The organism is uncultured Pseudomonas sp. (genome assembly GCF_943846705.1).
Classification (GTDB): Bacteria; Pseudomonadota; Gammaproteobacteria; order Pseudomonadales; family Pseudomonadaceae; genus Aquipseudomonas.
Window position 1 is genome coordinate 3,441,240 of the sequence record NZ_OX044366.1, and the last position, 13,907, is coordinate 3,455,146.

Sequence of the window (13,907 nt, forward strand, 5' to 3'; positions counted from 1 at the left end):
CTTCATGCTCAGCCCGCAGCCGCTGTGGTTACGCCCTGGTCAGCCAAACAGCACCGGGCATTGTTGTCAGTGCGCGAGCCCCCTCCCCTTATGCACAGCCTTGAACAACTTCGCAGCGGAGAACTGGCCGGTATCACTCGGCTGGACCTTTGCTGCGACCTGTCCGACTTCCCAGAGGAGATTTTCTCCCTGGCCGACAGCCTCGAAGTGCTCAACCTCTCGGGAAACCGCCTCAGCGCACTCCCCGCTGACTTAGCGCGCCTGCACAAGCTGCGCATTCTGTTTTGCTCAGACAACCAGTTCACCTCAGTACCTGAGGTATTGGGCAACTGCACCCAGCTAGAAATGATCGGTTTCAAGAGCAACCGCATTCAACACCTGCCTGCTGCGGCACTACCACCGAAGTTGCGCTGGTTGATCCTGACCGACAATCGACTGCAGCAGCTACCGGCTGAGTTAGGTGACTGTGCGTACTTACAAAAGCTGATGCTGGCGGGCAACCGACTACGCGCGCTACCCGCGAGCCTGGCCAACCTGCATCGCTTGGAGCTGCTGCGCATCGCGGCAAACCGCCTAGAGCATCTGCCGGCATGGCTCACGGACTTACCGTCGTTGTGCTGGCTGGCCTTTGCCGGCAATCCATTCAGTGACGCCAGCGAAACTGAAATTCTCCGGCAACACCCATTGCCGACCATCGCGCACGACACCCTTGAACTGGGTGAAATACTCGGCCAGGGCGCCTCGGGGATCATCCACAGCGCAACCTGGCAGCAGCCCAACCAGCCGGCGCGGGCCATGGCGGTGAAAATATTCAAGGGCGATGTGACCAGCGACGGGCTTGCCCACAGTGAGATGGCCGCCTGCATCGCAGCCGGTGAACACGCCAACCTGATCAGCGTGGCCGGCCCACTGCAACGACTGCAGGACGGCCCGCCCGGCCTGTTACTGGAGCGTATTGCGCCAAGCTTCCAAACACTGGCCGGGCCACCCTCACTCGCCAGCTGCACGCGCGACTGTTACGCCGAGCAGCGCCGTTTCACCGTGGCAGAAGCCTTACGCATTTTGCGCGGCACAGCGGCGGCCGTCGCTCACCTGCATGAACGCGGCATTCTTCATGGCGATTTGTATGCACATAACTTGCTGGTCGACGCAGCAGGGCAAACGCTACTGGGCGACTTCGGCGCTGCTTCGTTTTTTGAACCCCAGAGCAGCAGCGGGATCGCCCTGCAACAACTCGAGGCCAGGGCCTTTGCCGGTTTGCTGGAGGAGTTGTTACGCCGCTGTAATAAGGATGATCAGCCACATCAACAAACCCGCTTGTGGCAACTGCATGCGCGTTGTAACAACCCGCAACCTTCCGAGCGGCCATTGTTTGTCGACATCCTAGAGTGGCTGAAAGACTGCGACATGACCTAAGTAAATCATCAGCGTTTAAAGGGGCGGAGTGATTAAAAATAAATCATTCCGCCCCTTTATTTTTGTTTCCTGATAGTGCCTGCGCCATTTGAATACGACTGGCGCTTAAATTTCCAGCCTATGCGTTTTCACGCGATCTAGGTCTTGATCCGACATTGATGGGGTGAATCCATACAACTTCAGGTCGATTTCAGACAAGTGTCACTATTCCTACAAAGTTTATGGTGGCAAGTCCTCCCGGACGGCATAAATAATAAATCAGAGGGATATATGACTATTCGCTTCAAACTGATAGCCGCCTTTATTGTCGTGACCTTGATTCCCGTGCTGATTATTACGCTGTTTGTCACTAGGCAGGCCATGGACCGGGAGCGCACCCAGTTCAATCAGAGCAGCGTTAAGCAGATTCAAGAAGTGGATAATGCATTTTCTATTTTCCTTGAAAGCGCTGCAGAAAACGTCACGCTATTGACTCAGACTCGGCTGTTGCAGTCCGCCGATAGCAGCCTGCCTCGCTACATGGAAAAATCGCAAGCAACGCAAATGTCACCCCCTACCAGTGGGGCTGGCGTCGAAATCTATGAACTATTCGAGCAGTTCGGCACAACACACCCCAGCTACTCATTTGTGTATGCGTCTACTAGCCAGGGGCATTATCTGCAATGGCCAGTGTCTGAGCTTCGCGCCAACTACGATCCACGCGAACGGCCATGGTTCAAAGCAGCGCTCACTGGCAACGGCAAGCCTGTCCGTACTCAGGCTTACGAGTTCAAAGAAGCTAACGCCGTCATCATTTCCACCACGCAGACTTTTACCGATGCCGATGGCGGAACAGGTGTTATCTCTCTGGATGTTTCGCTGAACAAATTGACAGAAGTGGCCAAGAATGTCCGCTTTGGTGACAAGGGTTATCTGTTACTGGTGGAAGGTGACGGCACAGTATTGGCTGACCCTATGCACCCCACATACAACTTTAAAGCATTGGCTAGTCTGGGGGATGGGTACAAGTTTCTCGCCAGCCAGCCGGCAGGCTTTTATAGCGTGGAGCTGGAAGGTAAAGACTACAACGCCAGCGTGTATAAATCGCCAACTCTGGGTTGGACCTATATTGGCCTGATCGAAAGCAGCGAAATCAGCGCCGGTGCCTGGCATCTGGTGTGGGTGATCACGCTTCTCGGCAGTGCTCTGGTAGTGGTTTTTGGGCTGTGCGGCGTAGCACTGTCCAAGATGCTGATAGCGCCGATCAACAATACCTCGACCGGCTTGCGCGATATCGCCAGCGGCGACGCTGACCTGACGCGGCGTTTGCTGGTCAAGGGCAATGACGAAACGGCGCAAATGGCCAATGGGTTCAACAGTTTTGTTGCCAGCATCCAGAACTTGATCAGGGAAATTCGCGCTTCCAGCCTAGAAGTTGAACGGGAGGCTATGGATATAGGGATTCAGGCCGACCAACTCGACTCTACAGCGCAACGCCAGTCGATGGCCGTGGACATGGTGTCTACTGCGTTCCATGAAATGGTCGCCACGGCCAATGAAGTGGCCATGAACTGTAATCGCGCCGCTGAAGCCGCTCAGCATGGCCAGGATCAGGCGAATAAAGGGCAGCAAGTCATCGGCCTTATGGTCAGCCAGGTCAGCAGCCTGGGTGAGCGTATTCGTCTGGCATCTGAGTCGATCAGCCAGCTGGAGCAGAATACCCAGGACATTACCGCCATTCTCGACACCATTCGCGGCATTGCCGACCAGACCAACCTGTTGGCGCTCAACGCCGCCATCGAGGCCGCTCGTGCCGGTGACCAAGGCCGTGGGTTTGCCGTGGTTGCCGATGAAGTACGCGCCTTGGCCAAGCGCACCTCCGATTCGACCGAACAGATCAACGGTTTGCTGCACAAGCTGGTCATCAGCAGCCAGAGTGTGGCACTGGAGATGCAGCACAGCCTGGTGCAATCAAACGAGTCGGTGGCCTTTACCGCCCAGGTGGAAGAGGCATTTGCTGGCGTGCATGTGGCGGTGACAACGATCAAGGACATGAACACCCAGATAGCCACTGCAGCCGAGGAGCAACATGCTGTGGCCGAAGACATCAACCGCCATATCACTGATATTCACAGCGATGCCGGTCGTATTAGCGAGGTGTCCAGCGTGTCCAAAACCACCACGCACTCGCTGACGCAAATATCCAGCGAGCTGAACAAGCTGGTGGGCTGCTTCCGTACGGACTGAGCGCTGTGCGGTCGTTGGCAGGCGTGTAGGTGCCTATAGCTAAATAGGCACTTGTATCTGGTTGATCTGCTGGCCGACGGTACGACCATGTGGATCGTGAATTACCCAGTAAGTCCTCACAAAAAAACCGCCTTAGTTGGCGGTTTTTTTGAGGCCGCTGCCGCTTACTGCTGCAATTCCTGCTCGGTGAACATGTCGGCAAACAGCATGCTCGACAGGTAGCGCTCACCGGAGTCCGGCAGGATCACCACAATGGTTTTACCCTGCATCTCAGGCTCGGCGGCAATACGCAGCGCCGCCGCCATGGCTGCGCCGCAGGAGATACCGCAGAGAATCCCCTCCTCGCGCATTAGGCGCAAAGCAAGTGCCTTAGCGTCATCGTCCGACACCAGCTCCACCCGGTCGACCATGCTCAAATCGAGGTTGGCTGGGACAAAGCCGGCGCCGATACCCTGAATCTTGTGCGGGCTGGGTTTGACCTCATCACCGGCGATGGTCTGGCTGATCACCGGTGAGCCAATCGGCTCAACGGCTACCGAGATAATCGGCTTACCCTGAGTCTGCTTGATGTAACGCGAGATACCGGTAATGGTCCCGCCGGTACCGACGCCAGACACCAGCACATCAATCGCGCCGTCGGTGTCATTCCAGATTTCCGGGCCGGTGGTCGCTTCATGAATCGCCGGGTTGGCGGGGTTATTGAATTGCTGCGGCATAAAGTAGGTGCTGCTGTCGGAGGCGGCGATTTCTGCAGCCTTGTCGATGGCGCCTTTCATGCCTTTGGCCGGCTCGGTCAAAACCAGCTCAGCACCCAATGCTTTGAGTACCTTACGGCGCTCCAAGCTCATCGAGGCCGGCATGGTCAGTAGCAGCTTGTAACCGCGCGCCGCCGCGACGAAGGCCAGGCCAATACCGGTGTTACCGGAGGTCGGCTCAACGATGGTCATACCGGGCTTGAGCACACCGCGCTTTTCGGCATCCCAGACCATGCTCGCGCCGATGCGGCACTTCACCGAGTAGGCGGGGTTGCGCCCTTCGATCTTGGCCAGGATGGTTACCCCAGCCGGGCCCAGGCGATTGATCCGAACCAGCGGCGTGTTGCCGATAGCTTGTGCGTTGTCTGCGAAGATGCGGCTCATGGCGAGGTCCTTGTTCATCGGTTGCCGAGTAAGTTCTCAAGCCTAAGGCCGCTTGCAGCAGCAGTCCAGCAGCGCGAGTGCTCTGGCGCAAAGCCGCAGCCGTTTTGATAGCCAATAGTTGTGACAAGCGCTGCGTGACCCGCCATTCAGTGACTGAATGGCCCGTCTGCGTTCACAGTCGGCAGGGCTGCGCGTTATAGTCTGCTTTTCAAATACTGAACCCGCAGGTATGGCCTGCGCGTTACCGTTCGAGGATTTACCGATGAAGTTCGAAGGCACCCAGTCCTACGTCGCCACCGACGACCTCAAGCTCGCGGTCAATGCCGCTATTACCTTGGAGCGTCCACTGCTGGTCAAGGGCGAGCCGGGCACTGGTAAAACCATGCTGGCCGAACAACTGGCGGAGTCCTTTGGTGCACGCCTGATCACCTGGCACATCAAATCCACGACCAAAGCCCACCAAGGCCTGTATGAGTACGATGCGGTCAGCCGCCTGCGTGACTCGCAATTGGATTCGGACAAAGTCCACGATGTGCGCAACTACATCAAGAAAGGCAAGCTGTGGGAGGCTTTCGAGGCCGAAGAGCGGGTGATTCTGCTGATCGACGAAATCGACAAGGCCGACATCGAGTTCCCCAACGACCTGTTGCAAGAACTCGACAAGATGGAGTTCTACGTTTACGAGACCAACGAGACGATCAAGGCCAGCAAGCGCCCGATCATCATCATTACCTCGAACAACGAGAAAGAACTGCCGGACGCCTTCCTGCGTCGCTGCTTCTTCCACTACATCGCCTTCCCGGATCGCGCGACCTTGCAGAAGATCGTCGACGTGCACTACCCAAATATCAAGAAAGACCTGGTCGCCGAAGCGCTGGACGTGTTCTTCGACGTGCGCAAAGTACCGGGCCTGAAGAAGAAGCCGTCCACCAGCGAGCTGGTCGACTGGCTCAAGCTGCTGATGGCCGACAATATCGGCGAAGCCGTGCTACGCGAGCGCGATCCAACCAAGGCCATCCCGCCACTGGCCGGTGCCCTGGTGAAGAACGAGCAGGATGTGCAGCTGCTGGAGCGCCTGGCGTTTATGAGCCGCCGCGCCTCGCGCTAAGCGACGCTCTTGTAGGGTGGGTTAGCCAGAGGCGTAACCCACCCACCAGCCAACTGGCTGGCCATGACGGTGCCTGCGGCATCGATGGTGGGTTACGCCGCTGCGCGTCTAACCCACCCTACGGTTACTCATGAGGGCGCTTATATGCTGCTCAACCTGTTCAATGAAATGCGCGCCGCTAAGGTGCCGGTGTCGGTGCGTGAGCTGCTCGACCTGATCAACGCGTTGAAACACAACGTGGTGTTCGCCGACATGGACGAATTCTATTTCCTCGCGCGCACCATCTTGGTCAAAGACGAGCGGCATTTCGACAAGTTCGACCGCGCGTTTGGGGCTTACTTCAAGGGCCTGGAAAACCTCAACCAGCACATCGAGGCACTGATCCCCGATGAGTGGCTGCGCAAAGAGTTCGAGCGTTCACTGACCGATGAAGAGCGCGCCAAAATCGAATCCTTGGGCGGCCTCGACAAACTGATCGAGGAGTTCAAGAAGCGCCTCGAAGAACAAAAGGAACGCCACGAGGGCGGCAACAAATGGATCGGTACCGGCGGCACCAGCCCATTCGGCTCAGGCGGTTTCAACCCGGAAGGCATTCGTGTCGGTGATGCGGGTAAGCGTCAGGGCAAGGCGGTTAAAGTCTGGGACCAGCGTGAGTACAAGAACCTCGACGATCAGGTCGAACTGGGTACGCGCAATATCAAGGTGGCCCTGCGGCGCCTGCGCAAGTTCGCTCGCCAGGGTGCGCAGGATGAACTGGACTTGGACGGCACCATCGACCACACCGCCAAGGACGGCGGCCTGCTGAATATCCAGATGCGCCCGGAACGGCGCAATGCGGTGAAGCTGCTGATCCTGTTCGACATCGGCGGCTCGATGGACGCCCACGTTAAGGTCTGCGAAGAGTTGTTCAGCGCCTGCAAGACCGAGTTCAAGCATATGGAGTACTTCTACTTCCATAACTGCGTGTACGAGTCGGTGTGGAAGAACAACCTACGCCGCACTTCCGAGCGTTTCTCCACCCAGGATCTGCTGCATAAATACGGTGCTGATTACAAAGTGGTCTTCGTCGGCGACGCCGCCATGGCGCCGTATGAGATCACCCAGGCCGGCGGCAGCGTCGAGCATTGGAACGAAGAACCGGGCTACGTCTGGATTAAGCGCTTTATGGAGAAGTACAAAAAACTTATCTGGATCAACCCTTACCCCAAGGACACATGGAGCTACACCGCGTCGACCAATATCATGCGTGAATTGCTGGAAGACCAGATGTACCCGCTGACCTTGCAGGGGTTGGAAGACGGCATGAAGTTTTTGTCGAAGTAACCCCGAGCCAACACTCAGCGCGCACAAAAAAAGCCCCAGCCGACTCTCGACTGGGGCTTTTTGTTAACGCATCACGCAAGCGCGTGCAAAGCCTGCCGTCCCTGGCATGGGTTTATCGTGGCTCTCACACCAGCTGGAAGTCAGCAATGGTCACCGTAGTAGCATTGGTGACACCAACCAAGGTGATAGTGCCGCCGTCAGCGCCATTGATTGACACCAAGGTGTCGTTGCCAATGTCAGTGATGCTCACGCGACTATTGAAGGTTGCCGCAGTCAGGTTGAAGTAGGCGATATTTAGCAGATCCTGACCACCCACGGGGTTGGCATCGAAGCCAATAACGGTATCGTTGCCAAAGTTCGCCCCGAACACCAAGATGTCATTGCCTTGGCTGACGTCCATGATGTCGTTACCTTCGCCACCGATCATGCGGTCATTGCCCCCTCCGCCGTTCAAGAAGTCATCACCCGCGCCACCTTCCAAGGTGTCGTTACCGGCTCCGCCGAGCAAGGTGTCATTACCCATCCCGCCTTCAAGCAGGTCATTACCGCCACCGCCGTTTAAGGTGTCGTTGCCATCGCCCCCTATCAGGGTATCGTTACCGCCAGCGCCATTCAGCGTATCGTTGCCGACCCCGCCTTGGATTACGTTATCCAAGCCGTTGCCGTTGACTACCGTGGCATTGCTACCGACATGGGTCAGGTTCTCCACGTTGGCACGCAGGTTAAAGCTAGAGCTGGTGGAATAGACGGTATCAATACCACCGCCAACTCCTTCGATGATGATGTCATTGGCGACATCGACAAAGTAGCTGTCGTCGCCAAAACCGCCAATCATCCGATCAGCGCCGGCGCCACCATCCAGGCTGTCATTACCATTGCCACCTGTCAGGATGTTGTTCAAGGCATTACCTGTCCCAACAAAGTCACCGATGCCGGTAAAGGTCAGCCTTTCTACGTTAGCGTCGAGCACATAGCTCAGCAGTGAGGTCAGCACAGTATCGGTGCCTTGCCCCGCCAGCTCAGTCACCACATCGCCAACATCATCGACAATGTAGGTATCGTTGCCAGTGCCGCCAATCATCACATCGGCGCCTAAGCCACCATCTAGAATGTCGCTACCCGCGCCGCCATCCAGCAAGTCATTACCCGCCAAACCAATGAGCACATCATTGCCGCCCAATGCGAATATCTGGTCATCAAACTCGGTGCCAGTCAGGGTTTCGCTTGCATTGGTGCCGATGATCACGGCACTGGCAACCAGTGCTGTAGCCGCCGACGTGACGCTCTCGAACGTACCGCGGTTGTCGGTGTAGGACACCACTACACGTATCTGCTGACTCGACTGAGCTGCGGTGACGGTGAAAGTTTCACCATTGGCTCCCGCAATATCGCTGAAGGTGGCGCCACTACCGGACTGCCACTGGAAGGCAAATGTCACTCCGACCAAGCCATCGGCATCGGCCAAGCCAAGGGTCGACGCACTCAACAGCTGCCCGACAATTGGCGTGTCATTGCTAAGCAGCGGTAAACCGGTCGGTGCATCGTTGACGTTAGTGACCGCCGCCGTGATGTCAGACGTAATTGATCCTGGATAACCCCCATCATCGACAAACGAAGCAACTACCCGCAGCGTTAAACCTACTTCAGCATCTCCAGGCTGGAAGCTTGGCCCGTTGCCGACATCCGTCCACACACCATTCACATCCGCCTGCCAGGTGTAGGTAATGGTCGCATTCAACAAGCCATTGGGGTCGCTGATGGTATCCGTGACGGTCAATAGCTGATCTTCGGCTGGGGTCAGGCTGCTAATGGTCACACTACCTGTGGCAGGACGATCAACCAGCCACATTGTGTGGTCAGCAAACTCAACCCGCTCGATGTTGCGCAGCCAGTCAGAGCCTTCAGCCCCCGTCGTATCGACTACCTGGAAGCTACCGTCGAAGTTCTCGGTGACTTCAAAGTTGGCAAAGACTCCACTAAACACCGCGGTATCGATATCGTCCGCACTGTTGCTATAGAGAATCTCCCGCACGATCTGCAATTGACCGGGGTTGATCTCACCGCTAAGCATGCGCAGCTTGATTTCATTCATGCTATCGACGCTGAACCACTGACCCGGATTAGGGTTGGCAGCCGTTGGAACCGCATTCAGCACGCTAATGCGCACATTCAGCCAGGCGTCGCCATCGAGGATGTCATTACCGGCTTTACCCTGGAGAAAGTCGCTGCCGCCCCCGCCGAGCAAAATGTCGGAGGGGCTGTCACCGACAAAAGTGACGATACCGTTGCCATCACGCACCACAGCGGCTTCGTCCATCACCACAACGGTGTACGCCTTACCGTTCCAGGTAAAGGTTTCTGTGATCAAGTGACTGACCAACTGATCAAAACCATTGATCCGGTCAACGCTTGTTTGCAACAGGGCGTTCGAGAAGCTCTCCAATGGAGTATTCGCATCAAATATCGCCGCCCCACCACCATCGGCACCTGCGGCCCCGGTCACGACCTCGCGACCAATCAGGGTGTCATTGAAGTTCCATCCCGACAGGCCTTCGACCAGGTCAAAGCGATCACGCAGAATGAGATTCTGCTGGTTAACGAAGATCGGGATTCCCAAGTCGGAGAAAGCCCCATTAGGGTCGCCCTTGTGCACAGCCCAGTCAAACCCGGCCATGCCGTTGTTACGCTGAATGCCGGGACCTTGGAACATGATGTCATCGCCCGACTCGCCATCGTAGTCGGTGTCGTTGCCCTGTCCATTGAGCACATCGTGGCCAATGATCGGGCTGTTGAAGAATAACTCCGAGTTTTCCCCGGCTAGGGTGTCAAACCCTTCGCCGCCCTCAATCCAGTCATCCCCCTCGTTACCCAGCAGGAAGTCTGAATCGTTACCACCCAGGATAAAGTCGTTGTCAAGGCCGCCAAATACCTCAGTGGCATCATGACCGGTGATGATGAAGTCTTGACCCGCACCGCCAAACACCAGGTCGTTGCCCATGCCTGAGGAGATCACGTCATTGCCGGCGTCACCATGCAAGAAGTCTGCGCCGCCAGCTGGCGTGCCGAGATCTGTGATGATGTCGTCGCCATCGCCGCCATGCACTTGGTCGGCTTCATTACCGCCATCCAGACGGTCGTTACCGGCACCACCCCAGATAGTGTCAATGCCATTACCGCCGATAATTGTATCGTTGCCCGCTGTGCCACCAAGCACCACGTGCTCACCGCCGGTGAAACGCAAATAGCCGCCATCCGCCTTACCGTCACCATCCACATCGGCGCCGGGTGCAACACGAATAACCTTGGGATGGAGAATCTGCAGAATGGGATTCGACTCGATGGGGTCGGCACCAATTTGCTTGCTGATATCCATTTCCAGAATCAGATCAGGCGTATGGAAAATCAGGCTCGGCAGGTGCGAGGAGCCCTCGTTGCCCAGGTCGGTGTTGCGCATGATCAACTTGGAGAAGGTATTCGCCTCCAACGCGTTAAGCATGTTGGTGCCCTGTACCCGGCTGAGGTAGTAGAAACGGTCGCCGTTCTGCAGGTTCTCCATCTGGTTTTCAAACACATAATTGAAGGTGGCGCCGAGCATGCCGCCAAACTCATTTTTGCGTTCAGCCAAACCACCGATCCAGAAGTCGACATCGTTGAGGCCGGAATTAGCCGCCGTCCACGCGCCGGTGCTGTTGAGGAAATCCATGCGATCAGCGGGCACCGTGCCACCCGGGCCGGCAACGCCAAAGACCAAGGTCATTGCCGCGTCGCGCTTACCCGCCAAGGTATCGGCACTGGTGATGCTGGAGTGGGTACCGTAGGCCGCAATGAAGTTGATGATGGATGCCGGGTTTTTTAGCTCCGGTGCCATCCCGGCCCAACTGGTGAAGGGCGCCAATTGGCTGTCGCCGGTGTTGGCATAAAACTGTGCGCGCGCCTCGTTAAAGCTCGGCATCCCGGTGTCGCGGGCACGGGCCATATTCAGCGTGGCCAGGTCGAGTGGCAGACCAAGCACGTTGTTACGCAGCGCACTGGTGACAAACTCGTCAATCTCGTTGCCCGCCTGGCGCGTCATGCCCCGCACAATAGCCCCAGCAGCGGCTTCCACACTCATGGCACCATCACCATCAAAGGCCAGCGGATTGAGGAAAGCGGCAATCAGGCCTATATCGTCCGACTGCATGTTGAAATCCAGACGATCAACCGTCTCGGTCAACATAGAGTGGCCAAAGCGATAAACCACATGGGCGAACTCAGCCATGATGGCTGGGTCTATGTCGGCCGAGTTGGAAAATACGAAGGGGTTGATTGTCGGCTGTACGGCACGGGCAAACTCTTCGAAGACCAAGTGTTGGTACTGCATCTCGGTGACGAAGCGCCCGGCTTGGAACAGCCGTTCACCGTCCCAGTTAAGCGCGGCGATACCTGCCGGATCAGTCGGCACCTGATTCAAGTTAGTCAGGTCAGTCACCAGCCATTCGTTGATAAAGCTCAGGTCGGCGCTCTTGAGGATGGTTAGCTTGTAAGCCTCGACCAGGCGGTTGTGCTCGGAGTGGAAAATCGTGTGCACAGCCGTCAAACCGATGTTTTCGTTACCCCGCCCGTCACCGGTGATGAAGTGCCGATCCAGCAGTTCGTTGTCATAGGTGCCGGGCGCCTGAGGCAGGATCGGCATGTTATTCGGCCCAACGGGCAAGCTTGGGTCGAAATTTGGGTTGGGCATGGAGCCCACTACTGTGTCGGAATCCGCCAGCAACTCGGTAGGCGGGGTAGCCGGATTGCCATCCAAGTCGGCAAAGCCAGGGGCCGCTCCGTGTGCGATGTCGTCGAGGAAGGCATGATTAGTGCGAATCGTATCGGGCGGCAGTAAAACACCGAGCCCGCCATTGGCAGCAGGGTCACCTTCGACCAAACCACTGACCGTAACGATTTGCACAAAGCCACTGGCACCGCGCAGAAACGCACCATAGGCATCGGTGGCCAGCAAAGGCACGTTGTGCACGTCCATATCCACCAACTGGATGCCCAGCATGGAGCTGGCCTGGGCTTTGACCTCGCCCCAGTTGCCAGCACCATGTGCACCACTCAGCAAATGACCAGTGGCCATCGGCTTGCCGTCGACCATCACATATTCACGCAGGAAGACCTGATGCGACGGGTGTGAGGTATAGGTTTGGTTCTGGTCGACGAACGGCGTGGTGGTGTTGATGCTTTCATGAGTGGTGTCGTCGTCGTCACCCAGAATGCCATTAGGACCTGGGCCATTCACCTGAGTGGCACGTTTCAAGACCATGAAGTTGGTCTGACTGCCTTCCACATACAGCGGGTCGTCGGGCAGCAGCGGTACGAACACCGTGCCGTTACCGCCTTTGGTCACCAGGTCCAAGCCGTGGTCAAAAAACTGACCAAACAAGGTCATCCAGCCATTGAAGGCTGGCGATAAGCCGATATCCGGAGATTGGTTTTCGATGCCGATGGTGCCGCTGTCCGACACGGTCAGGCCGGCATCCTCCATCTCCGCTCTCAATGCTGAAAAGGCCACTGCATGCACGGCCTTAGCATCGACTAATTGTTGCTGCGCTTCGGCTAAGAGAACAGGGTCACTGCCCGCCGCGATGATGCTCGCGTGCGCGGCTTGAATCAGCGCATTGGCGGTTTGTACCGGAACATTAAAGGTGGCGATGACAGTTGCCTCACCATAAGGATCGGCATGCCCGGCCAATTGCAGAGCCGCGGCCACGGCAGCCGGGTTATTGGCGGTTTGATCGACAATTAAGTTACTGGCAATCCTCGGCTGTGAGTCGAAGACAAACCCGCTGGTTTGGGCATAAGACGTCGGCATCTGCGTCCCGAACTGGATGGGCGAGAGATCGGCATCGCGCAGGTTGGCCTCAACCAGGCGCGGCATGATGTTATCGGCAGCGCCTAAAGCTTGTTGCCCAGGTAGCAGGCTGTTCCAGGAGCCATCCACCGTGCGTAAGCCGTAAGGCAGCAAAGGGCTGCCAACCAGCTCTGGCAAGCCGACTACCGCTCCGGTCAACGGGTCGGTAGTCGCTTCGGAAATCTTTATTTGCTTGAGAATGAACTCAAGGTCCTGTTGTGTGACGGTGAAATCATATTGGCTGCTAGACATGACGATTGCTCCAAATGAAGTAAACCCCCGTACTTTAAAAGACCCAAAAACCCCCTCGCCGCACGACTAACGCGCGCTTAAGCGATTAAGCAAACCTTCTAGTGCCTGGCTGCTAAGCCATACCTACGCAATGCATAAGCCTGTGACTTAAGGCCACGCAGTCAACCCAGGCGGCCCGTGGAATCGGCGCGCAAGCAAGTAGTGACCTTGCGTTGCAACGCGAGTGGTGAGGAGACGCGACACTCTATCCATGATTATTTATGCCCTAAGCGCTATGAGTGGGTGTTGCCGCAAACGTAATTACCTCGCCGTTTGCTTCAGCAATACCCACACGCATAGTCAGACTTAAGTCGCACTACCGAGTACTGTCAAGATACCGTCTATCCGAACAATAAAATCCATTACAAATCATAAGCTACTGCTGCAAATGAAAAAATACAAAGAAACCACTCAGCAGAAAGATAAGATCATTCCAACCAATACTTTGGCGAAAGCGTAAAACGCCATCTATACCTAGCTCACTAGCTGCGCTTCAAGCTGATGCCACACGCGGCGCTTGCAGGCG

The 13,907-nt window shown here is 56.6% G+C and carries 6 protein-coding genes; 4 read left to right on the top strand and 2 right to left on the bottom strand.

Translation table 11 applies throughout. The features are described from left to right. Window positions 1–90: 90 nt before the first annotated feature. The gene (locus Q0V31_RS16220; RefSeq protein ID WP_298189320.1) at window positions 91–1,416 is read left to right on the top strand and encodes a leucine-rich repeat-containing protein kinase family protein; all 1,326 of its coding nucleotides are present in this window, start codon (window positions 91–93) and stop codon (window positions 1,414–1,416) included. A gap of 270 nt (window positions 1,417–1,686) precedes the next feature. Next, complete coding sequence (locus Q0V31_RS16225) at window positions 1,687–3,642, top strand: methyl-accepting chemotaxis protein (protein WP_298189322.1); 1,956 nt, start codon at window positions 1,687–1,689, stop codon at window positions 3,640–3,642. 164 nt (window positions 3,643–3,806) lie between these two features. On the opposite strand, the gene cysK is transcribed toward Q0V31_RS16225, so the two are convergent. Continuing rightward, complete coding sequence (gene cysK, locus Q0V31_RS16230; RefSeq protein WP_298189325.1) at window positions 3,807–4,781, bottom strand: cysteine synthase A; 975 nt, start codon at window positions 4,779–4,781, stop codon at window positions 3,807–3,809. A 262-nt stretch (window positions 4,782–5,043) separates the two neighbouring features. On the opposite strand from cysK, the gene Q0V31_RS16235 reads away from it, so the two are divergent. Together Q0V31_RS16235 and Q0V31_RS16240 are read left to right on the top strand one after the other, a co-directional pair. Next, window positions 5,044–5,889: a MoxR family ATPase gene (locus Q0V31_RS16235; protein ID WP_298189327.1), complete on the top strand. Its 846-nt coding sequence runs from the start codon at window positions 5,044–5,046 to the stop codon at window positions 5,887–5,889. Window positions 5,890–6,033: 144 nt separating this feature from the next. Continuing rightward, window positions 6,034–7,212: a VWA domain-containing protein gene (locus Q0V31_RS16240; RefSeq protein WP_298189329.1), complete on the top strand. Its 1,179-nt coding sequence runs from the start codon at window positions 6,034–6,036 to the stop codon at window positions 7,210–7,212. 124 nt (window positions 7,213–7,336) lie between these two features. Here Q0V31_RS16240 and Q0V31_RS16245 read toward each other — a convergent pair whose 3' ends face one another. Further along, the gene (locus Q0V31_RS16245; RefSeq protein WP_298189331.1) at window positions 7,337–13,342 is read right to left on the bottom strand and encodes a peroxidase family protein; all 6,006 of its coding nucleotides are present in this window, start codon (window positions 13,340–13,342) and stop codon (window positions 7,337–7,339) included. Between the last annotated feature and the right edge of the window lie 565 nt (window positions 13,343–13,907).

Bases quoted from the DNA above. Each gene is read 5' to 3' on its own strand.
- Q0V31_RS16220 (WP_298189320.1), top strand. From the start codon at position 91: ATGCACAGCCTTGAACAACTTCGCAGCGGAGAACTGGCCGGTATCACT.
- Q0V31_RS16225 (WP_298189322.1), top strand. From the start codon at position 1,687: ATGACTATTCGCTTCAAACTGATAGCCGCCTTTATTGTCGTGACCTTG.
- cysK (WP_298189325.1), bottom strand. From the start codon at position 4,781: ATGAGCCGCATCTTCGCAGACAACGCACAAGCTATCGGCAACACGCCG.
- Q0V31_RS16235 (WP_298189327.1), top strand. From the start codon at position 5,044: ATGAAGTTCGAAGGCACCCAGTCCTACGTCGCCACCGACGACCTCAAG.
- Q0V31_RS16240 (WP_298189329.1), top strand. From the start codon at position 6,034: ATGCTGCTCAACCTGTTCAATGAAATGCGCGCCGCTAAGGTGCCGGTG.
- Q0V31_RS16245 (WP_298189331.1), bottom strand. From the start codon at position 13,342: ATGTCTAGCAGCCAATATGATTTCACCGTCACACAACAGGACCTTGAG.